The sequence below is a fragment of the Halomonas sp. IOP_14 genome (genome assembly GCF_021021315.1).
GTDB lineage: Bacteria > Pseudomonadota > Gammaproteobacteria > Pseudomonadales > Halomonadaceae > Vreelandella > Vreelandella titanicae.
Genome location: NZ_JAINWD010000001.1, coordinates 78,135 through 99,213 on the forward strand (window position 1 = coordinate 78,135; position 21,079 = coordinate 99,213).

Below are 21,079 nucleotides of genomic sequence, written 5' to 3' on the forward strand. Positions count from 1 at the left end.
TGCTAACGAGGTCGGTTAACCGCTTGGCAGATCAAGCCAGGTGGCTGGCTTAAAAGTTGTCAAACAGCGGAAGGCTCTCTTCAAGCAGCTGTTCAATGGGGCCGAGCTGGCTTTCATGCAATACTAACAGCGACTCCTTACCCATAAAGTGTTCAGCGGGGGGGACGAGCAGAGCAAACTCACCCTCTTCAAGGTGAAACTCATGTATTTCGCGCATTCCCAGCGGAGTTACACACTGCGTGCAGCGGTAGGTGTCATCTTCGCCATAAATCAGCCGATGGTACATTTTAAACAGCGTATATAGTGCCAAACCACCCTCAAAGGCTGGCCAGCGCGCAGGGGTCTCGCGAATATCGTTGGTAAGGTCTTGCCCTTCGGCTTCGGCGTCTGCAATTGCATTGGCAAGCGGGGCGGCAAGAATGGCGCTGTTGTCGGCAGGTAACGGCGTGTTGTGCTTAGAAGCGTGTTCAAAATCTTGTACAGCGCGCTTAAAGTCAGGAACGCCATCAAGAGTATAGTCGACATGCTGGAGGTCTTCGGGCTCACAGCCGCCATTTTCCCAGCCATGAATGACGCGAAGTGTCATTTGACCCCGTGTCATTGGGCGGGCAAGCAGCATATGTAGCATTATACGAATGTGCAGCTGACGCTCATCGGTATCATTTTCAAATGCTCGGTAAGGGTCAGTAAACAGCTCGTTTAGACGACCGGGGGTATGTTCCTTGGCTTCGTTATGGCTCATGACAGTGTCCCTTTGAACGAACTGTTTATTAAGAGTAGCGCATGTTTTTTTGTCACAGAACGAATCTTCAGTATGGCGAGTAGGGCGGCTGAATAAAAGCCTCTTAATTCAGCTTTTTGTTACACAACCGCTAAGCCGTTTTTATGAGATGGCTAAACTTAACAAGAAAGAGGTGAGCATGTCTTCATCATTAAGTCGTTTTAACGTGCCTGAAACATTGGATGACCTGCCTGACGATATTCGCAGTACCATTTTGACCGTTCAGGGTAAAGCGGGTTTTGTGCCCAATGTCTTTCTGATGTTGGCCCATCGCCCTGCTGAATTTCGTGCTTTTTTTGCCTATCACGATGCGTTGATGGAGCGCGAATCAGATACCCTCACCAAAGCCGAAAAAGAGATGATTGTAGTGGCTACCAGCGCACGTAATCGCTGCCTATATTGTGTGGTTGCTCACGGGGCACTGGTGCGCATTTACAGTAAAGACCCGCTACTCGCTGACCAAGTGGCGATCAACCATCGGGTGGCGCCGATTAGCGAGCGCCACCGGGTGATGCTCGATTTCGCCATGCACTGTGCCATCGATGTGGGTGAAATGACTGATGAATGGCTTGCCCGCCTGCTGGAAGTAGGCTTTAGCCAAGAGGATTGCTGGGATATAGGCGCGATCGCGGCGTTTTTTGGCTTGTCGAATCGGTTGGTTACCCTGGCAGGTACGCCACCCAATGAGGAGTTCTACCTGATGGGGCGAGTGCCTCGCTAAGAGGCGACCAGCGCACCTTAACTTTACTAAGCTATGATTTTGATTGAGAATAGTTCTTGAGACAGCGCTTCGAAAAGTACCCAAAAACGTACTTAGAAAAAGCGCTTAGCAAAACACCTACATTCACTGTCGCCAGGGGAGCCCTGCATAAAAGGGCTGAGATGCGGCTACGCAGACCCTGGAACCTGATCCGGTTCGTACCGGCGGAGGAAGTGCGACATGCTTTACCTAACGTTAGCCGTGCTTGGTGCGGCGCTGTGCTGCTTTGCTTACTTAGGCCTCCGGGCTCGCTGGGTGAATGGCCCACTTGATGACTATGTCACCGCCCGTAACTCGCAAACGGCATCTACCCTGGGGCTCTCCTTCCTTGCCTCCGGCATGGGCGCATGGATTCTCTTTGCTCCTCCTGAAATCGGCGCCTTTGTTGGCCCGCTGGCCCTGGCAGGCTATGCATTAGGCTCTGCGCTGCCGTTTATCGTCTTGGGGCTGTATGGGCCGAAGATTCGCCGGGCGCTGCCCGAGGGGCGCAGCATCGCCGAGTTTGCCGAAGCGTGCTATGGCCCTGGTGTAAGGCGCTGGGTAACGCTGGTATCAATCGCCTATATGGCGTGCTTTTTAGCTGCCGAGCTAACCGCTATTGGCGCCATTACCGCGCTGCTTTCCGATGTGCCCCCCGCACTGGTGATTATTGGCGTGGCGCTTACCACGCTCATCTATACTGCGGCAGGTGGTCTACGGGCCAGCCTTGCCACTGACCGTTGGCAGGCGTGGTTGTTACTGGTACTGCTGTGTGTGGTCGGTGGCATGGCCCTATGGCGGCTTCCCACTATTCCCAACGAGGCTGCGCTTCCTGCCATTCCCATCACCAGTGCGCTCAGCGTAGCGTTAACGCTAGTGATCGCGGTTACCGCGGCCAATCTCTTCCATCAAGGCTATTGGCAGCGCGTGTGGGCCGCTCAAGACGATCAAAGCCTGGGGCGCGGGGCATGGTTAGGTGGCGCAATGACGGTAGTCGTCGTCATGGTGATTGGTGGTCTGGGTGTATTGGCCGCGATGAGTGGTGTGCCATTAGGCGAGCCGCCGATGCCATTTTTTGCCCTGTTAAGTGATGCTCCTGTTTGGCTGACGCTACCCGCCTTGGTATTAGCGGTGACCTTGGTGGCCTCCAGCGTTGATACGCTGCAAAATGGTATTGCCTCGTTGGTGGTCGCGCGCAGCGAGCAGCAGGGCGTATCACTGGTGGCTGCCCGCTGGGTGACAGTGGTAGTAATGGTACCGGTGGTATTAATTGCCTTGCAGGGGTTGTCAGTACTGCGTCTGTTTTTGATTGCCGACCTGCTGTGTGCTGCCATTGTGGTACCTGTGCTGTTGGGCCTGTGGCAACGAATGACGCCACTGGCCGCCATTGTAGGTGGCATCGCGGGGCTGCTGGGTGCCATTCTCCCAGGGTGGTTAAGCCAAGGAAGCTTGGTCGCCGGGATGGTGGCCGCCAGTTTTCCGGGCAGTGTCCCTACCTTGGGGCCATTCGTCGGGGCGTTAATCGCCTCAACGCTGGTGAGTGTGCTGTTAGCCTACTTAACGCTAGCTATTCGCAAGGACATCCATGATTCGAACTCTTCTGACTACCCCTGAAGGTGAGACCCACGAGGGGGATGAAAGCCTGTTGGCTGTCTGGCAGGCGACGCCTGGCAGCCATATCTGGATCGATATGCAGGGCGAGTCCCAACAAAGCGAGCGGGCGATTTTAGAGGCGTTTGAGTTTCACCCCATGGCGATTCAAGATGCCCACAAAGAGCGCCATCCGCCAAAAATTGAAGAGTTTGATAATCACACCTTGATTATTTATCGTGGCATCTCCTCCTTTGATGCCGAACTAAACTATCTGCCTCAACAGGTCTGTTTCTTTGTGGGGGAGCGATTTCTGGTCACCCTCCATCCCGGCCAAGCGCTCTCCATAGAACGGCTATTCAACGAGCACGGTAAAGCCTTGCTGGCCCATTCGCCGGAACATGTCGCGCTGCGGGTGATGTATATTTCTGCGGGCTTTTATATCGATAGCCTGCTTGAGTTCGAAACGGCGTTAAGCGATCTGGAAGACGAGCTGCTGGAAAATGGTAATGATGTGCTAATGCGCAAGATCATCACTTACCGTTCCCGGCTGGTTAAAATGCGCCGCATCTTTAGCTACCACCAGGGGATTACCCAAGAACTCACCGCTTATGACTATGAGCATTTACCGCGGGAAGAGAGCGAAACCCTGCACGCCATCAACGATGTAGCGGATCGCTTCGAACGCCTCTACACATTGACCCAAATGTACTACGACATTTGCGGTGACCTAATCGATGGCTATATCTCTATTTCCTCCCACCAGCTAAATATCACCATGCGGGTGCTCACGGTGATTACCGCGATTTTTGTGCCGCTCACGTTTATTGCCGGGATTTACGGTATGAACTTCGAAAATATGCCCGAGCTGCGTTATCAGTATGGCTACTTTTTTGTCTGGGGAGCCATGTTGGGTATTGCGGGTGTCATGATTTGGCTATTTAAGCGCAAGCATTGGTTTTAAGGACAGGTTTTAAGGACGGGGTTTAGTCTCCCCATAGAACGACTCCAGGAAACAAAAAGTTGACCCATGCATAGGTGGTCGGTGGCTGAGTGTGGCATCCTCTCCAGCGACCAAGACTATAAGGCATAAAGCCGTCGACTAGCGTTTTCACTGGGAGTTGTTCCATGACGATTATGATTATCGGGCTGCTGATTTTTTTAGGCAGCCACTCTGTACGTATCTTTGCTGAAAACTGGCGTCAGCAGCAGATTGCGAAACATGGCGAAACCACTTGGAAAGTCGCCTATTCGGCGGTATCCATCGTTGGCCTGGCCATTGCTATATACGGTTTTGGCCAGATGCGCCTTGATCCCATCTATATCTGGTACCCGCCAATGGGAATGCGCCATGCGGTGGCGCTGCTGATGGTGCCGGCCTTTATTATGCTGGTGGCGGCATACATTCCGCATAACGCGATTAAGGCCAAACTTGGCCATCCGATGATGCTGGCGGTGAAAGTCTGGGCTTTTGCTCACCTGCTGGCCAACGGTCGCTTGGGTGATATTATCTTTTTTGCTGCCTTTCTTATCTGGGCTATCCTGGCGTTCAAAGCCGCCAAAAAACGTGGCCGTCTTGCACCGCCCGCGCCCGTCAGCACCCATAAAATGGCCACCATTGTTACCGTACTCGTCGGCTTGGTAGCGTATGTGGTGTTTGCCTTTTACTTGCACACAGTACTGATTGGCGTCCCTGTTTTTAGCTAATCTATTTTTAGCAGTTTGACGTTAGCCCAACCTAGGAGTCACTCCATGGCCGAGACAACACACACGGTGCCCACCACAATGGCTGCTATGCTTTTGATCGGACATGGCGGTATCGAAAAGCTGGAATACCATCAGGATGTCGCCACGCCGCAGCCCAAGGCGGGCGAAGTGCTGGTGCAGGTGACCGCCACGGCGAAGAACAACACTGATCGCAAAGCGCGTGAAGGGCTGTACCCTACCAAGGACAAAGGCGATGTCACGTCCTTTGCCATGGGAGGTACGCCAACCTTAACTTTCCCGCGTATTCAAGGCGCCGACGTCGCTGGCCGCATAGTGGCGGTGGGAGAGGGCGTTGACGCTGAGCGCATTGGTCAGCGAGGTTTGCTGGATTTTAATATTTACGCCGATGAACGCCGTGATATTAATCTAACCCCGGATTACTATGGCCATGGAGCCGACGGCGGCTTTGCTGAGTATATCGCTGTGCCTGCTGATCAGTTTTATCACGTGCCCAACCCCGAGCTTCACGACGCTGAATTGGCCTCAATGGGCATGTGCTCTTATCAAACGGCTTACCACATGATGACTGCCGCCAAGGTGAGTGCTGGCGAGCGTGTGCTGGTCAGCGGTGCCAGCGGCGGTGTGGGCACTGCGCTCATTCAGCTCTGCCGTATTGTTGGCGCTATCCCGTATGCCGTTAGCCAGTTAGATAAAGCCGAGGCGCTCAAAGCACTAGGCGCAGAAGCGGTCATTGATCGTGGCGACCTACCGACGTTTGTTGACCGGGTGCTGGAAACCACTGGCGGCAAACCAATCGATGCGGTGATGGACTTGGTCGGCGGTGAGATGACCAACCTGTTTATTGACACCATGATTGTCGATATGCAGGGGCGTAAGAGCTACCCCCGTCTCTCTATTGCCGGTGCCAGCGGTGGGAACCTTAGCGAAATGATGTGGACCCGCGTGTATCTTTATCAAGTACAGATATTTGGCGTTTCCCATGGCACCCGAGAAGAGGCCGAACAGCTGGTGGCGTGGATTCGCAGCGGGGAATTAAAACCGGTACTTCACGCCGCTTTTAAGCTTTCTGACCTGCATGCCGCCGAGCGCTATTTTGTTAACCGGGGCAGCAATTATCTAGGCAAAATTGTGCTTGTTCCCGATGCTCAGTGGGCATCTCACGGTGCGCCGTTCGCCCTTGAAAATCCTTCTTCTGCCGTTCAGGAGCGCCGCTAGTGCATAACCTTCATACTATCCAGCTAATGGACACTCATGCCGGTGGTGACGTTAGCCGTATCGTCACAGGGGGTATTGATGTTCTGCCTGGCGCCACCGTTCGCGAGCAGATGGAGTACCTGCGTGATGACGCCGACGGTTTGCGCCGCCTGCTGCTCGAAGAGCCCTACGGCATCCCGGAAATGTCGGTCGATTTGTTGGTGCCGGCCACTCACCCTGAGGCGGTGGCGGGTTACATCATTATGGAAGTGATGGGGTACCCTATTTACTCTGGCTCCAACACGCTGTGTACCGCCACGGCCGTGCTGGAGAGCGGCATTGTGCCCAAGCAGGAAGGCATACAGCGCTTTAAGCTTGAAGCGCCGGCGGGGCTAGTGCAAATCGAAGCGAAGGTGCATAACGGTGTGGTGGAGTCGGTGACTTGTGGCGGCCTTCCCAGCTATATCGATACCTATCGCGATACGATTCAAGTGCCGGGGATTGGCGAAGTCACCTATTCGATCGCCTATAGCGGTGGCTTTTACGCCTTGGTCGATGCAACCGAGCTGGGCTTTAAGTTGGTGCGTGATGAGGAGCGCGCACTTTCAGAGTGTGCCTACAAAATTGTTGAGGCAATAAAAGCGCAGCGGGGCTTTTCTCACTACACTCTGGGCGATGTGGGGCCTCTGCCATTTTTGCACTTTATGGGGCCTGAAGAGCAGATAGGGGAGGGGTATACACGTTCACGGTCAACGACCTACGTTCATCCAGGCGTTATTTGCCGCAGCACAACGGGCACCGGCACCTCGGCACGTCTAGCGCTAATGAACTACGAAGGGCGTTTGAATGTAGGTGATAAGCTAGAGACGGTGTCACTGCGTGAGACGGGGTTTATCGGCACCTTCATTGGCACCCATCAGGAAGGGGCTTACCAGGTAGTGGAAAATACCATTACTGGCCGCAGCTATGTATTGGCCCACTCGGATATTGTGATTAACTGTGATGACCCGATGGTCGCGTGTGGCGAGCTACACCATATCTTGCGCGACCGTCACTCGCCGGAAGCCCTGCCTTTAGAAACATAGCCGTTAGAAACATAGCCTTCGCCTATTAAGCGTTCCCATACCGGGGTCTTTTCGGCCTCGGTCATGCTGCCCCAAACCGCAATTTCATCCAGCGTGCGACCACACCCTTCGCACACCGATGTTGTTGGTTCAATCTGACAGATTTGTATGCAGGGCGAAAGGGGGCGCTGAGCAGGAGGTGCGGCGTCTTTAGTCATTAAGAGGCCGACACCTTACCGCGCAGCGATTTAATTTTGCCCTTACGGGTTTTGTGATCGACGCGGCGGCGCTGTGAACCTTTGGTGGGCTTAGTGGCACGGCGTGCTTTTTGCTGCTTGGTGGCACTCTGTATCAGTTCTTTTAAGCGTGCCAACGCATCCTCTTTATTCAGCTCAAGCTTACGATGGCTCTGGGCTTTAATAATCACCACGCCCTCTTTACTGATGCGCTGATCGGACAGCGCCATTAAGCGCTCTTTGTACAGCGGTGGCAGTGTTGAGCTAAGAATATCGAAGCGCAGATGTACCGCTGAAGCGACTTTATTGACGTTCTGGCCGCCCGCGCCTTGGGCGCGAATCTGGCTAATATCAATCTCCCAATCAGCCAGGGTAACATTGCTAGAAATGGTGAGCATTAATGGCCCCTGTGTTACTCGTGAACCCATAAGGCTAGCACAATTGGCACAGAGGCGATGGTCGTTAGGTGCTTAGCCCACGTTTTAGCGCGCCCGGTTAGCCAGCTAGGTTGTTAACGGGCTGACCATTAATGTAGGCCAGCAGGTTACTGAACGCATCGCCAAAGTAGAGCTCGTAGCTATCCTTTTCCACATAGCCAAGGTGTGGTGTGGCGACCAGATTGGACAGTCCCAGCAGTGAGTTTTCGAATACAGGTTCTGCATCGAATACGTCTACCGCAGCTTGACCGGGTCGCCCGGCTTTTAGTGCTCTTTCCAGCGCCCCAGGTGCCACTAGCTGAGAACGGCTGGTATTCACCAACAGAGATGTGGGCTTCATCTGGTCGAGGGTTTCAGCGTTGACGATACCGCGAGTATCGTCGTTTAAACGAAGGTGTAGGCTGAGCACATCCGCACGCTGGAACAAATCAGCCTGATTTTTGGCTACCTCTAGTCCAGCATCTGAAGCGCGCTGGCGGGTGCCTTCTCTTCCCCACACCAAAACGTTCATTTCAAATGCCTGGCCATAGCGCGCTACTAAGCTGCCGATTTTGCCATAGCCAAAAATGCCTAGGGTGCGGCCTTTAAGGCCCGTGCCTAAGGTACGCTGCCAACGGCCCGCTTTCAGGTTCTCGACCTCTGCGGGTATATGGCGCATCGCGGCAAGCACCAAGCCCCAGGTTAATTCTGCCGCCGCATAGGGCGAGCCAGTGCCCGTCATAACAGTGATGCCATGACGGCGGCAAGCCTCCATATCCACGTGCGCTGCACCACCACCCGTTTGGCTAATGACTTTCAGGTTGGGCAAGCGTTCAAGCAGGGCGGCCGTGATAGGCGTGCGTTCACGGATGAGTACCAACGCCTCGGCATCCTGAAAGCGCGCGCTCAATGCATCCAGGTCAGTAAGCGTATCGTGATAAACCTTTACCTCTTGACCTTCTAGCTGCTTGAAAGCGTCTAAACTGCGCACACAGTCCTGATAATCATCAGCAATGACAATTTTCATTGAATCGGTTCCTTGCTGGGCAGCATATGTTTGTAAAACGCGTCTATGCTGGCAATGCTGTTGTAAAGTGATAGCTGTTATAGGTTGATAATACGCCTAAACCCATTACTCAGGAGTCAAAAATGAGCGACTACCTATTGGATGATTCCCCACTAAGCCCAGGGGTTATTTATCGGTTGCTGTCGGGCACTGTTTGCCCCCGGCCTATTGCCTGGGTGTCTACCCAGAATAAGCAAGGAAATACCAATTTGGCGCCATTTTCCTTTTTTAACGTGGTCAGCGTGAATCCACCGGTGCTGGCGTTTTCTCCACTGCTGAATGGTAGCGGTGAACTTAAAGATACCGTGCGCAATTTAAAAGAAGTACCTGAATGTGTCGTACATGTGGGTAGTGAAGGGTTGATAGAAGCGCTCAATACCACTAGCGCCAGCTTGCCGCCAGGAGAGGATGAGTTTGCGCTGGCCGACCTTGAAAAAGCTGAGATGCCTGGGGTCAGCGTGCCACGCATTGCCAACGCTCCCGTGGCGTTTGGTTGCAAACTATTCGATATGATTAGCTTTGGTGACCAGCCGCTAGCAGGTACTTTGGTGCTGGCTCAGGTTGTCTCCATCCATATTGACGATTCGCTGTGGGATGGTCGCCATGTAGATATGGATCGACTCAAACCTGTTGGTCGGCTTGCAGGCAGTGATTACATCCGTATCAGTGACCGTTTTGCCATCGAAAGACCTGCTTAAAAGCATAATTTTGCGCTAATGGCGGGTGTGACATCAACTGTTACAATCTAAGTAATATTTGTTACTTAGCAACCAACGATAATTAATCTTTAGTCGTATATCCTCCCGCCGATAGAGATAAGAACTGGTTGGTGATTTCGAACGCGTGCGGTGTTAACCATTGCACGTATTCGATATTGCCATTTATGTAGTGGGGAAGTGATCTAGCCAGCAAGGAGCAGATCAATGCAACGATTGGGAATCGGGTTGTTAATAAAAGCCTTGTCACAAAAGGTCTTATTAAGAAAATACTTATCGAATATAGCATTAGCAGTGGGAATGTTTGTTCCACTTCTTGCGCAGGCAGAGCTGAGTTTCGGTATTGTTGCTCCTTCCAGCGGTGGGGCCGCACCGCTAGGATTGGGTATGCAAAAAGGTATCGAGACCTACTTTGCCGAAGTCAACGAGGCAGGCGGGGTTAATGGTGAAACCCTGGCGTTAATTGCCCGGGATGATCAGTACAAACCGCTGCAGGCCGCCAGTAATACCCGACAGTTGATTCAAGAGGATGAAGTGCTCGCGGCGATCGGAAATGTCGGCACTCCGACGGCCACCGTTACTATTCCCATCTTTAATGAATATGAAACGCTGCTGTATGGCGCTTTTACTGGCGCGGGTGTGCTGCGCAAAACGCCGCCTGACCGCTACGTGATTAACTACCGGGCAAGCTATGTACAAGAAACCGCCGCCATGGTGGGCGGGCTGTTGGAGGCAGGTGTTTTGCCCGAGGAGATCGCCTTCTTTACGCAGAACGATAGCTTTGGCGATGCAGGATACAATGGTGCCACCCAGGCATTAACTGCCCATGGCGTCGACAATATCGCGGCACTGGCTCATGGCCGCTTTACTCGTGGTACACGTAATATTCACCAGGGCTTAGCGACCATTCTGGAAGCGCCGGTGACACCACGCGCCGTTATCATCGTCGGTACTTACGGCCCCGCAGCGGACTTCATTCGTGAAGCGAAAAAGGACCTACCTGATACGCTATTTCTGAACGTTTCTTTTGTGGGCAGCCAAGCACTTATGGATGAACTTGGCGATCTAGCGGAAGGCGTCATTATTACCCAAGTCGTCCCACCGCTAAATGCTGACCTGCCCGCCGTTGAGGCCTACCGCAAAGCGCTGGAAACCCATGCCCGTGGTAGTGAGCCTGACTTTATTTCCCTGGAAGGTTATTTGGCGGCAAAACTCTTTGTTGAGGGCGTAAGAGCGGCCGGTGCTAACCCTGACCGTGAGGCGATTGTGGATGGTCTGCTTGGGTTGGGCTCGGTTGATATTGGTTTGGAAGAGCCGTTGAGCTTGGGGCCAAATGACCATCAAGCCAGTGATGCGGTATGGCCAACCATTATTAAAAACGGCCGTTTCGAGTCGGTGGAATGGGCAAGCCTGTTGCCCTAAAGCTTACGTTACCTGTCTGTCCCCTGACACAAGTGAAAACAGATAATGAAAAAAACCTTAAGTATTCGAGCGATGTTGATCAGCCTGTTCTTAGCCGCAGTGCTAGGCGCTGTGGTGCTGGCGGCAACCGGTTGGACGACCAACCAACGGCTAATCGACTCACAGCGTTATATTACCAATGAAGTATTGCCGCTTCAGGATGCCAGCATGGGCATGGTGCTTACCATGGGGGCATTTGGTCAACGCCATGCGGATTTGCTTGCCGCAGAAAGCGTGACTGATCTAGATGAGACCACCTCTCAAGCGGCACTGGATGAGCGTTTTAATGATGCACGGCAAGGCCTCCATGGGGTTGATCAAGCGCAAGGGTTGAGTGAGCTGGATAGCCACTATCAAGCATTGCTGGAAGGAGATACGGCGCTGGAAGCCGTACGCCGCGAAGAGCTGAGCCTACAAACCCAGATGGCTGAGCGCATCAGTGCAATGCAAGCGCTTATTTCTCAAGTAATACTAAGTGCCGAAGATATTGCCGGGCGGACGGCGCTAGCACAGGTTCGCAGTGACCGTGAACAGCGCGAGTTAGTGGAAGCCTGGCGCGAAGATGGCATGACCACGTTACCGACCCAATTGCTCGACAATATGTTTACCGCGCAAGCGGACATCGGACGCCTGAGCGGCAATGCGCGCATGGCATTAGCGCAGCTGTCAGATCTTGGCCGCCAGATGATGCAAACGACTAGCGTCGATGCGCTGGTCAATTTGCGTCACAATGAAATTGCCCAGCAGGTGGGTCTAGCTCGCCAATCACTGGCGGCGATCGCCGACGCGCCTAGCACCGAAGTAGACCAGCGCGCGCAAATCAGTGATCTAGACGATGTCATCGTAGAGCTGGATGGGTTGATGGTATCCGATGACAACGCTGTCTATGAGCTGCGTTTACAGCAGTTAGAGTTAAACGCCCAGGTGCAAGCGGCGCTCACTAATGTTGCCCAAGCCATGGCGCAGATGCGCACGGCGCTGAGCGACGTGGAGGCATTTACCGTGGCTCAGGCGGACAGCGCCGCGACCCAGGCCGAAGCATTAGCCAACGCCGGGCGTTCACTGCTGATTATGGTTACTCTGGCGGTCATCGCGCTGCTTGCCATCTTTGGCTGGCGTACCATGGTGCGTGTATTGGGCCCGCTAGTGGCGATGCGCCAGCAAATGGAAAACATCAGCGGAGCCGCAGGGGAAAACGCTGACCTTTCTAAGCGACTAGAGCTTAAGCGCAATGATGAAGTGGGCCAAACTGCCCAAGCGTTTAACAACATGATGAATACTTTTGAAGGCATGGTGGCACAAATTCGTGAAAGTGCCGAAGCCATCGCGGCCAGCAGCCGACAAATTGCCGCCGGTAATGAAAACCTCTCCCAGCGTACTGACCAGCAGGCAGCATCGTTGGCGGAAACGGCTTCAAGCCTCGAGCAGATCACGGCCACGGTGAAACAGACCGCTGATTACGCTGACCAAGCCAAAGACGCTAGCGGTAATGTTGATCAGCGTGCCCGTGCCGCTGGTGAGGTATCAACGCGCACCACGGCGGCAATGGGTGATATCCGCGAGGCGAGCGAAAAGATTACCTCGATCATCAAAGCCATTGACGATATCGCTTTTCAAACCAACTTGCTGGCGCTCAACGCTTCTGTTGAAGCGGCGCGAGCGGGTGAGCAGGGCCGTGGGTTTGCCGTAGTGGCCCAAGAAGTGCGCAAATTAGCGGGACGTAGCGCCGATGAAGCGGCCCAAATTCGTCATTTGGTAGACGACAGTGTCGCCAAGGTAAGCGAGGGTGAGCAACTGGTAAACGCCTCAAGCAAACACCTGCAGGAAATCATTGATAGCCTGGGAGAGGTGACGCGCTATGTTACCGAGATTGCTGGGGCGACCCATGAGCAATCTGCTGGTATTGATCAGATCAACCAGGCAATTTCGCAGCTGGATCAGGTGACACACCAGAACGCCCGCTTGGTGCAAGAAGCGACGACTGCCAGCCATACGCTGGATGATCGTGCCGGTGATATGCATTCACTGGTAGGGCGCTTTCGGGTCGGCGACGCGGCAGGGCAACGGCATCTAGCGCTTCCGCAGCAGGAGAAAGTGACTCAGTAGTAAGCAATTACTACCTATTGTCGGAAAGCGCTTGCTAGTCTCATCTAACACGCCCTGCGTGTGCTCAAACACTCGATCAATAACCATAAGATAACCAAGAGGAGCACTGAGATGAGCAGCAAGCGCATTTTAATGATCACCGGCGATTTCACTGAAGATTATGAAACCATGGTGCCATTTCAGGCACTTATGGCAGTCGGCCATCGTGTCGATGCAGTTTGCCCCGGGAAAGCCTCGGGCGATACTGTGGCGACGGCGATTCATGACTTCGAAGGCGATCAAACCTATTCCGAAAAGCCCGGCCACCGTTTTGCCCTGAATGCCGATTTTGCCAGCATTAATCCCGCCGATTACGATGCCTTGGTAGTGCCTGGTGGACGTGCACCTGAATATCTTCGTTTGAACAAAGAGGTGCTAACCATGGTTCAGCACTTTTTTGAGACCAATAAACCCGTGGCGGCGATTTGCCACGGCGCTCAGCTATTAGCCGCTGCAAAAGTACTGGAAGGGAAGCAGTGCTCCGCTTACCCGGCCTGCCAGCCGGAAGTAGAGCTTGCGGGTGGCCACTTTGCCAACCTGGAAGTGACCGATGCGGTAACCGATGGCAACCTGGTCACCGCCCCCGCATGGCCTGCCCACCCAGCCTGGCTGGCGCAGTTTATGGCGCTACTGAATAAGTGAGCTTGGCCCACTAACCTAACGAAATTTGCGCCCAGCACCCGCTGGGCGCTCTTGTTTGCTGTGCCAATAATTGCCGCTATGCTCTAATCAGAGGATTCCTGATAATGCGTGTGGTTACGAACACCCCGAGAGACAGCCTATGTGTAAACTGTTTATTCAAGCCGACCCAGAGCTGTGGCGCAGTGCGACACACTCGCTGCGTATCGATGGCATGGTTACCAGCGTGCGAATGGAAAATTACTTCTGGCACATTCTCGAAGAGATTGCCCAGCGTGATGGAATGAACACGGCCCAAATGATTACTCGGCTTTATCATGAATCTATCGACGCCGGGCACGATTTGGGTAACTTTACCTCGTTTTTACGCGTTTGCGCTCTGCGTTATCAGGCGCTTCAATTGACGGGTGATATTCCTACCCAGCATCAAGTGCCTATCGCCACCCTGGATGCTGAGCAAATTTTAGCTCGCGAGGGCGGCAATAGACGTGATCCATTGCATTGACGGGAGTGAGTAAGGCGTTATTGAAGCGGTCACTCAAGTCGCGCTTCCAGCGCCGTTAAAAATTTTTCAATACGCGCTGCGTTGGTGCCCACGTCGCTGGCACCCAGACGTGATGCCGAGCGCATATCCACCTGTACTCCGTTCTCAAGCTCGGTTAGGCGAATGACCACATCATCCTCAAAGCCAAACCAGCGCGTGGTCGCGGTGGCTTCTATGTGGTTGTCGGTAATTCGTGCGATCCGCCAGCCAGCCTCTTCGGCCTCAGCTTGTGCGGCAGCGAGTACCATTTGTGGGGCCTCGTCCAAGACCAGCGGCTTGATATAAGGGTAGGCTGCTTGCTGCTGCTGAGCGGTGGCGTCGCCCGGGTAGTCAACCGCGTTAGGCGCCGCTTCTCGTGCGTCAGCTAACGCTTCAAAGACAGGAGGGTTCTGCGTATCGGTGGTGATGTCGTGAATCGCGGGCACTTGTTGAGCGCGTTGCCAATGCTGCCAGGGTACGTAAAGCAGTGCAGCAGCGGCGACGATAACCAGCGTGGCTATTAAGGCGGGCCTAGAGCGATGAACCAGCAGGCTAAACAGTAGCGTGACAATACTGACCGCGACTGCTCCTCCAGCGGCATAAACGCCGTTACGGAGTAAGTTGAACGCCTCGCCTAGGCTGATAAATTCGCCCCGATAAGCAGGCCCGGAGCCCGCCATCATTAGGGTCGCCACCGCTAGCAGCAAAATGGCTAAGCCAGCTAGCACGCCTGGCCAACGGCCTCCACGAGGGCGTACCGTTGTTAGTCGCGTTACCATGTTCTCTCCTTATCACAGCGTATTTCGCTATTCTTAGCACAACTATTTCTTAGCACAAACACTGGGTCAATGGGCAATGTGAACGTGTTAAAACCTGACGATAGGATATATATGACCGATAACGTAGCCGCTCTTCGCCAGCTACTGCTCAGCGCACCGCGTGACGCCCTGCCAATGACATATCAGCAGGTGGCTAGCGCGCTAGCGCTAACACCGCCGCGGACTATCGCTCAAGTCACTCAGGCGTTAGAGCAGTTAATGCGCGAAGACGCCGCACAGCAGAAGCCTTTCATCGCAGCACTGGTGGTCAGCCGGCGAGGCGGCGATTTACCTGCGGCTGGCTTTTTTGAACTAGCCGTCACCTTAGGCCGCTTTCCTGCGGATACCGCACAGCACGAGGCCGCTTACCGTGTTGAGTTTCAGGGTGCCCTTGACGAGCGTGAGAACGCAGATAAAAACGTTCAGCCTTAAGTTTCGCCACGCTGGCTAGGTGTTTTTCGCAGTGGGTCAAGCAACGGGCCAAGCCCATTATGATCAATTTCGTGCATCAGATGCAGCAGTTGGCCAATTTCCCCGGAGGGAAACCCCTCCCGAGCGAACCAGTTTAAATAAGGGCCGGGAAGGTCAGCGATAAGCCGACCCTCGTACTTGCCAAAGGGCATGGTACGCGTCACTAGCTTTTCCAGATCCTCTGGTTTCATGCAGTTACTCCTTTGATATTGAACGAAACATTTTAGGCGCCATTATCAGGCCGCTGAGCGATTTCGCCAATCAATTGGGCCAGCGCCCGGGCGGGTTCGCTCAAATGGCCGCTACTGGGATGTATCAGCCCTATGTCGCGGTGAAAGGTGCGTTCGCCTAAATCAATCGCACGCACTTTCGCTGGCCAGGGTTGCTGTGCAATCGCTTGGGGCACCAGAGCAACGCCTACCCCTTTGGCGACCAGTTTAACGATGGCCTCCAGTTCATCCACTTCGCATACTTCACGTACATTGCAGTGATTGTCGCGTAGAAAGCGTTCGACCTGCCGTCCTCCAAAGGAAGCACGGTCGTAGCGGACAAATGGCTGGCGGGCGATCAGCTCCTGCCAGTGATCGCCCTCAATATGGCGCGGCACGATTAAACGAAATGGCTCGTGGGCAAGGGGCGTCCAGCGTAAATCGCTGTGCAGTGAAAAGGGCGGGCGAATAATCACCGCCATATCCAGTTCCCCAGCGTCGACTTGATTCACCAGCTCCATGGAGAGCCCAGGCACCACGCGGGTGCGGCATTCGCTATAGGCGTGATGAAAGCGCGCCAGCGCATCGGGCAGTAGCGAGCGCTGTATGGACGCGATGGCCCCAATGTTGACCCGTTGAGTGGTGGCTTGGCCTGCAGTCGTCGCACCCAGCGTGCTGTAGAGGGTGAGCAGTGCATGAGCTTGCTTTAACGTTTCCTGCCCACGCTGCGTCAAGATGGCGGCACGCCCTTTACGCTCAAACAGTGGGATACCCAACTCTTCCTCGAGGCGTTTCATTTGTGCGCTTACCGCCGCTTGAGTCAGGCCAATTTTATTGCCCGCTGCGGCAAAGGTGCCTTCCTGTGCTACCGCAATCAGCGTTTTTAGCTCACGGATCATTGATCAATCCTTTTTGTGAATCAGCTAAATAGTTATTGATTTTATTTTCCCATGAGCGGCCCTAGGATTAATACAGCGGGGCTGCATAAAGTGCCCGCTAACCCTCATAAAACCCAATAATGTGGAGAATGACCATGAGCCTTTCACCCTTCCATCTGGCGATTCCCGTTTACGATGTGGCGCTGGCGCGAGCGTTTTATAATGATGTGTTTGGCCTGGAAGAGGGGCGTTCCAGCGAGCAGTGGGTCGACTTTAATTTCTTTGGCCACCAACTGGTCATTCATGAGCAGCCCAAAACGCCGGGGCAAGAGAGCGCCCACACTAATCCGGTAGATGGGCACAACGTCCCGGTGCCGCACTTTGGCGTAATATTAGCGTGGGACGAGTGGGAAGCCCTGGCCGAGCGCTTGAAATCGCGCGATACGCAGTTTGTGATCGAGCCGTATATTCGCTTTAAAGGCGAAGTAGGTGAGCAGGCCACCATGTTTCTGCTCGACCCCTGCGGAAATGCCCTGGAGTTCAAGGCGTTTAAAGATATGAGTCAGGTGTTTGCTAAATAAGCCCTGCATTAAATCTCGTTTTAAGCGCGTAACGCTTGCTCCTGGCGGCGATGCTGAAGCGGGGGCTCACCAAAGTAGCGCTTATAGTCACGGCTAAACTGAGGCACGCTGCGGTAACCCACCGCCGCAGCGGCCTGATTAACGTTGTGATTATCCTGCAGCAGCAACTGCTGCGCTTTGATTAGGCGCAACCGCTTTAAGTACTGAGCCGGTGATGAGCGGGTAATTTGCTTAAAGTGCTGGTGAAAAGTCGAGGGGCTCATATGGGCCTGTGCTGCCAACTGCTCCACGCTAAAGTCGTCGGCAAAATGGGTGTGGAGCTTAGAGAGCACCTGCACAATGCGTGAATAGTTACCATGCCCCAGTACGAGCGCCCGTAAAGCAGGCCCCTGTTCTCCCTTCAGCGCTTCAAACACCACGTCACGAATGCGGGCGTTGCCCATGGCGCTGCACTCTACCGCTACGTTTAGCGTGCGCGCTAAGCGCCATACGGCGTCCTGCATGCCCTCTGTCATGGCCACCGAGGCCATTGGCAGCGGTGCCTGGGCGTGATGACCGGTATCGCCCATAGCTGTCACCATCTCGCTTAATAGTGCCGGATCCAGGCGCACCGATATACCCAGCAAAGGGGCTTCCGGCGAGCCGTAGGTTTCGCACTCAAAGGGCAGTGGCAACGTTTGGACTAAGTAGTGGCCGGGGTCGTAATAGATTTCGCGATCACCCAGATAACCCATTTTACGCCCCTGGGCAATGATGGTCAGGCTTGGCTCATAGATCAGCGGTGTGCGAATCTGGTGGCGGCTTAAACAGAGTAACGACACGCCGGGCAGTGATGTGCTATTGATTCCGTCGCTTTTAACCAGTGGTGCGATAACGGCAGCCAGCGTATTGCCAGCCTGAGCGGTGGAGGTCATGAGGATTTCTCTTAGGTTTCTAGTGGAATTTGCATAATCATAATGATTTATGCCAATTTTTTGTTATTTTATTACGTGTTATCGGAGTATTTGGCAAAAATGACGTAGCTTCGTTCATCGCTATCATCACTGATTAGGCGAATACTATCGGCATACCTCGCATGCGGGGAAATGTCTGCTGATTTATATGGCAGTCTTTTGCTGATAAGGAGTTTCACCGATGAGCCAAGCATTATCCTACGCCGCATTCGCTGCCGATAAGCCCTTAGCACCGTTTACTTTTGATCGTCGCCAGCCGCGCCCCGATGACGTCGCCATCGAAATTCTCTACTGTGGTGTCTGCCACAGCGATCTGCATTTTGCTCGCAATGACTGGGGCATGAGCCAGTATCCCGTCGTACCTGGCCATGAGATTGTCGGACGCGTGACCTCTGTGGGCGATAAAGTATCGCGTTTTAAAGCCGGTGACCTGGTGGGTGTCGGTTGCATGGTCGATTCATGCCGTACCTGTGCTGCCTGTAAAGATGGCGTAGAGCAGTACTGCCTGGAAGGCTTCACCATGACCTACGGCAGCGAAGATCGTCAGGATGGCACCCTAACCCAGGGTGGCTACTCCGATTCCATCGTGGTGAGCGAGCACTTTGTGCTACAGATGCCTGATGGTATTGATCTGGCCTCAGCGGCGCCGATTCTATGCGCCGGTGTAACGACTTACTCACCGCTCAAGCATCACGGCGTGGGCAAAGGCCATAAAGTCGGTGTGATCGGTATGGGTGGCTTAGGCCACATGGGCGTTAAATTGGCCAAAGCGTTGGGCGCTGAAGTCACGGTGTTCACCCGTTCCGACGCCAAGGTTGAAGAAGCGAAGCGTAACGGTGCAGACCACGTGGTGGTTTCCAGCGACCAGGCACAAATGGATGCCGTGGCTGAAACCTTTGATTTCATGCTCGACACCGTACCTGTCCAACACGATCTAAACCCCTACCTAACGTCGTTGAAGTATGACGGTACCCATATCATTGTCGGCTTGTTAGAGCCCATTGAGCCTGCTATTGAAGCGTTCAATTTGGTCTTTAAGCGTCGTGTGGTTGCCGGTTCACTAATTGGTGGCATTGCGGAGACCGAAGAGCTGCTCAAGCTGTGCGCCGATCAGGGCATTACCTGTGATATCGAGATGCTCGATATCAATAACATTAACGAAGGTTTTGAGCGCATGGAAAAAGGCGATGTGCGCTATCGTTTCGTGATTGATATGGCCACGCTAAAAAACAGTGCAGCCTAAATAACGGATTGTCTAGCTGCCTATCTATCCACTCAGGTAGGTAGCTAGCTGGAGCAAAACAAAACGGCCCGAGTCCTGCAGAGGACTCGGGCCGTTTTTCTAGCTAGCCACTTTAGCGCCTGAGGCGTTTCAACTTCGTGGTTGGCGTGTGACTCTTGCTGCCACCACGCCGGGCAAGAGCATCAAGCCTGCTAACAGCCAAGCTGGCCAGCTACCCAAGCGGGTGAAAGGCGTTAGACCCTCCATGGCGTAAAACTCACCGGTGAGCGTGGTTGTCTCAAACTGCGGCGCGCGTTCAACAATGCGCCCACTGGAATCGATAATAGCGGTAATGCCATTGCTGGTGGCGCGGATCACATAGCGTCCATTCTCTAGAGCGCGTAGGCGTGCCATCTGCAGATGCTGGTGGGGGCCAATTGAGGCGCCAAACCAGGTGTCGTTAGACACCGTCATGATGACACCGCTGTCTTGGGCTCGGCGGGCGACTAGCTGTGGGTAGATGATCTCATAGCAAATAGCGTTACCAATATGAATCCCGGCGGCCTGCATCGGTGTTTGCTCATGCTCACCTTTGGTAAAGGTCGACATGGGCAGGTCAAAAAAATCAATCGCCCCGCGGAGTACACTCTCCAGCGGCAGGTACTCACCAAAAGGCACCAGGTGTTCTTTCTGGTAGCTGCCCTCTACGTCGCCGACGCCAATCACGCTATTGAAGTAACGCTCCTGCTCGTCGCGCTGAACGATGCCGGTGAGCAGAGCGACGTCGGGCGGTAGGTTCGCTTGCACCCGCTCCAGCACTGGTCGGGCCTGGGTCTCCATCATTGGCAGCGCGGTTTCTGGCCAGATGATCAGGTCAACCTCATCGGCGACTTCGCGGGTGAGGTTGCTATAGGTATTCGCCGCCGTGCGCTGCCCTTCGGGCGTCCACTTCAGCAACTGCGGCAGGTTGCCCTGTAGCAGTGCCACGCGCGTGGGCTCGTCCACAGGCGTGGTCCACTGATGGGGGAGTGCCAAGGGAATTAGCCAAATAGACGCCAGTGGCGCAAGTGTCCACCACTGACGGCGCAGCAGTAGTTCAGCGCCAAGCGCACCGCTAAGTGCGACCAGCAGCGAGAGCAGGTAGACGCCGCCAACGGGTGCCCAGGCAGCCAGCGGCGAGTCGACGTAGCCAGAGCCCAGCAACAGCCAGGGAAAGCCGGTAAACAAGTAGGTGCGTAGCACCTCGCCCAGTACCCAGGCGCCAGCAAAGCTGATAAACGCAAGCCGGGCGGAGGTGAAGCGCCGGTAGAGCCAGAAAGTGCCGGCAAAAAACAGCGCCAGAATCGTCACAAACAGCGCTGTTAGGAAAACAGCTAGCGGTACACCGGTGTAGCCATAGTCGTGGATAGAGACATACACCCAAGAGGTGCCGCTGGCGAACAGTGCCACACCGTATAACCAGCCCTTCAGGGCCGCCTGGGCGGGGGTTAAAGTGTGCAGGCCCACATAGAGTAAGCCAATGGCCACCGGGCCAAGCCACCAAAGCTCAAAAGGGGAAGCCGTTAGGGTGGTGAAACCGCCCGCCACCAGGGCGGCAAGCAGCTGTAACAAAAACGCGGGGGGTAAACCCATAGCGATAACCTATCTAC

The 21,079-nt window shown here is 54.2% G+C and carries 23 protein-coding genes and 1 riboswitch; of the genes, 14 read left to right on the top strand and 9 right to left on the bottom strand.

Annotated elements, in window-relative coordinates; genetic code table 11:
* Positions 1–49 precede the first annotated feature (49 nt).
* On the bottom strand, positions 50–742 hold the full coding sequence (locus K7H09_RS00350) for a hypothetical protein (RefSeq protein ID WP_009288215.1): 693 nt from the start codon (positions 740–742) through the stop codon (positions 50–52).
* 178 nt (positions 743–920) lie between these two features.
* Here K7H09_RS00350 and K7H09_RS00355 point away from each other — a divergent pair, with 178 nt between their 5' ends.
* From K7H09_RS00355 to K7H09_RS00380, 6 genes are all read left to right on the top strand, one after another.
* Complete coding sequence (locus K7H09_RS00355; RefSeq protein ID WP_022522537.1) at positions 921–1,502, top strand: peroxidase-related enzyme; 582 nt, start codon at positions 921–923, stop codon at positions 1,500–1,502.
* Between the two features lie 124 nt (positions 1,503–1,626).
* Positions 1,627–1,732: riboswitch (TPP riboswitch) on the top strand.
* A complete protein-coding gene (locus K7H09_RS00360; protein ID WP_009288217.1) occupies positions 1,722–3,134 on the top strand; it encodes a sodium:solute symporter family transporter in 1,413 nt (470 codons plus the stop codon). (Overlaps the previous riboswitch by 11 nt.)
* Positions 3,106–4,074 (top strand): magnesium/cobalt transporter CorA, encoded by a 969-nt coding sequence (corA, locus tag K7H09_RS00365; protein WP_022522538.1) that lies wholly within the window; start codon positions 3,106–3,108, stop codon positions 4,072–4,074. Before K7H09_RS00360 ends, corA begins: the two co-directional genes overlap by 29 nt.
* Before the next feature lie 164 nt (positions 4,075–4,238).
* Positions 4,239–4,817: an NnrU family protein gene (locus K7H09_RS00370; protein ID WP_009288219.1), complete on the top strand. Its 579-nt coding sequence runs from the start codon at positions 4,239–4,241 to the stop codon at positions 4,815–4,817.
* 45 nt (positions 4,818–4,862) lie between these two features.
* Positions 4,863–6,053: a zinc-binding dehydrogenase gene (locus K7H09_RS00375; protein ID WP_022522539.1), complete on the top strand. Its 1,191-nt coding sequence runs from the start codon at positions 4,863–4,865 to the stop codon at positions 6,051–6,053.
* On the top strand, positions 6,053–7,117 hold the full coding sequence (locus K7H09_RS00380) for a proline racemase family protein (protein WP_009288221.1): 1,065 nt from the start codon (positions 6,053–6,055) through the stop codon (positions 7,115–7,117). Before K7H09_RS00375 ends, K7H09_RS00380 begins: the two co-directional genes overlap by 1 nt.
* Here K7H09_RS00380 and K7H09_RS00385 read toward each other — a convergent pair.
* The 3 genes from K7H09_RS00385 to K7H09_RS00395 all read right to left on the bottom strand — a co-directional run bounded on the left by K7H09_RS00385 (position 7,084) and on the right by K7H09_RS00395 (position 8,775).
* Positions 7,084–7,314, bottom strand: coding sequence for a DUF1289 domain-containing protein (locus tag K7H09_RS00385; protein ID WP_084625311.1), 231 nt, complete (start codon positions 7,312–7,314; stop codon positions 7,084–7,086). The two genes, K7H09_RS00380 and K7H09_RS00385, sit on opposite strands and share 34 nt — an antisense overlap.
* Positions 7,314–7,730: an alternative ribosome rescue aminoacyl-tRNA hydrolase ArfB gene (gene arfB, locus K7H09_RS00390; protein WP_027960041.1), complete on the bottom strand. Its 417-nt coding sequence runs from the start codon at positions 7,728–7,730 to the stop codon at positions 7,314–7,316. Before arfB ends, K7H09_RS00385 begins: the two co-directional genes overlap by 1 nt.
* 97 nt (positions 7,731–7,827) lie before the next feature.
* Positions 7,828–8,775: a D-2-hydroxyacid dehydrogenase family protein gene (locus K7H09_RS00395; protein ID WP_230803112.1), complete on the bottom strand. Its 948-nt coding sequence runs from the start codon at positions 8,773–8,775 to the stop codon at positions 7,828–7,830.
* Between the two features lie 122 nt (positions 8,776–8,897).
* Here K7H09_RS00395 and K7H09_RS00400 point away from each other — a divergent pair, with 122 nt between their 5' ends.
* The 5 genes from K7H09_RS00400 (at position 8,898) to K7H09_RS00420 (ending at position 14,280) form a co-directional block, all read left to right on the top strand.
* Positions 8,898–9,512, top strand: a complete 615-nt coding sequence (locus K7H09_RS00400) for a flavin reductase family protein (protein ID WP_022522543.1) — start codon at positions 8,898–8,900, stop codon at positions 9,510–9,512.
* 318 nt (positions 9,513–9,830) lie between these two features.
* The gene (locus K7H09_RS00405; RefSeq protein WP_230803113.1) at positions 9,831–10,952 is read left to right on the top strand and encodes an ABC transporter substrate-binding protein; all 1,122 of its coding nucleotides are present in this window, start codon (positions 9,831–9,833) and stop codon (positions 10,950–10,952) included.
* A 45-nt stretch (positions 10,953–10,997) separates the two neighbouring features.
* Positions 10,998–13,097: a methyl-accepting chemotaxis protein gene (locus tag K7H09_RS00410; protein WP_009288225.1), complete on the top strand. Its 2,100-nt coding sequence runs from the start codon at positions 10,998–11,000 to the stop codon at positions 13,095–13,097.
* A 111-nt stretch (positions 13,098–13,208) separates the two neighbouring features.
* Entirely contained in the window at positions 13,209–13,778 is a 570-nt protein-coding gene (locus K7H09_RS00415; RefSeq protein ID WP_022522546.1) for a DJ-1/PfpI family protein, read from the top strand.
* A gap of 139 nt (positions 13,779–13,917) precedes the next feature.
* Complete coding sequence (locus K7H09_RS00420) at positions 13,918–14,280, top strand: ribbon-helix-helix domain-containing protein (RefSeq protein WP_027960044.1); 363 nt, start codon at positions 13,918–13,920, stop codon at positions 14,278–14,280.
* 29 nt (positions 14,281–14,309) lie between these two features.
* On the opposite strand, the gene K7H09_RS00425 is transcribed toward K7H09_RS00420, so the two are convergent.
* The gene (locus K7H09_RS00425) at positions 14,310–15,077 is read right to left on the bottom strand and encodes a DUF1499 domain-containing protein (RefSeq protein ID WP_009288227.1); all 768 of its coding nucleotides are present in this window, start codon (positions 15,075–15,077) and stop codon (positions 14,310–14,312) included.
* A gap of 111 nt (positions 15,078–15,188) precedes the next feature.
* Between K7H09_RS00425 and K7H09_RS00430 the strand changes: the two genes are divergently transcribed.
* Positions 15,189–15,548 (top strand): hypothetical protein, encoded by a 360-nt coding sequence (locus tag K7H09_RS00430; RefSeq protein ID WP_230803114.1) that lies wholly within the window; start codon positions 15,189–15,191, stop codon positions 15,546–15,548.
* On the opposite strand, the gene K7H09_RS00435 is transcribed toward K7H09_RS00430, so the two are convergent.
* Both K7H09_RS00435 and K7H09_RS00440 read right to left on the bottom strand, forming a co-directional pair.
* A complete protein-coding gene (locus tag K7H09_RS00435) occupies positions 15,545–15,778 on the bottom strand; it encodes a DUF3820 family protein (RefSeq protein WP_022522550.1) in 234 nt (77 codons plus the stop codon). The genes K7H09_RS00430 and K7H09_RS00435 overlap by 4 nt on opposite strands.
* A gap of 32 nt (positions 15,779–15,810) precedes the next feature.
* Positions 15,811–16,695, bottom strand: coding sequence for a LysR family transcriptional regulator (locus K7H09_RS00440; RefSeq protein WP_009288228.1), 885 nt, complete (start codon positions 16,693–16,695; stop codon positions 15,811–15,813).
* Positions 16,696–16,829: 134 nt separating this feature from the next.
* Here K7H09_RS00440 and K7H09_RS00445 point away from each other — a divergent pair, with 134 nt between their 5' ends.
* Positions 16,830–17,255, top strand: coding sequence for a VOC family protein (locus K7H09_RS00445; RefSeq protein ID WP_022522552.1), 426 nt, complete (start codon positions 16,830–16,832; stop codon positions 17,253–17,255).
* 20 nt (positions 17,256–17,275) lie between these two features.
* Here K7H09_RS00445 and K7H09_RS00450 read toward each other — a convergent pair whose 3' ends face one another.
* On the bottom strand, positions 17,276–18,169 hold the full coding sequence (locus tag K7H09_RS00450; protein ID WP_039860276.1) for an AraC family transcriptional regulator: 894 nt from the start codon (positions 18,167–18,169) through the stop codon (positions 17,276–17,278).
* Between the two features lie 220 nt (positions 18,170–18,389).
* On the opposite strand from K7H09_RS00450, the gene K7H09_RS00455 reads away from it, so the two are divergent.
* The gene (locus K7H09_RS00455; protein WP_009288229.1) at positions 18,390–19,451 is read left to right on the top strand and encodes an NAD(P)-dependent alcohol dehydrogenase; all 1,062 of its coding nucleotides are present in this window, start codon (positions 18,390–18,392) and stop codon (positions 19,449–19,451) included.
* A gap of 129 nt (positions 19,452–19,580) precedes the next feature.
* Here the strand turns inward: K7H09_RS00455 and lnt are convergent, their stop codons facing one another.
* Positions 19,581–21,062 carry an apolipoprotein N-acyltransferase gene (gene lnt, locus K7H09_RS00460; RefSeq protein ID WP_230803115.1) on the bottom strand — a complete coding sequence of 494 codons (1,482 nt, stop codon included), beginning with the start codon at positions 21,060–21,062 and terminating at the stop codon, positions 19,581–19,583.
* Positions 21,063–21,079 lie beyond the last annotated feature (17 nt).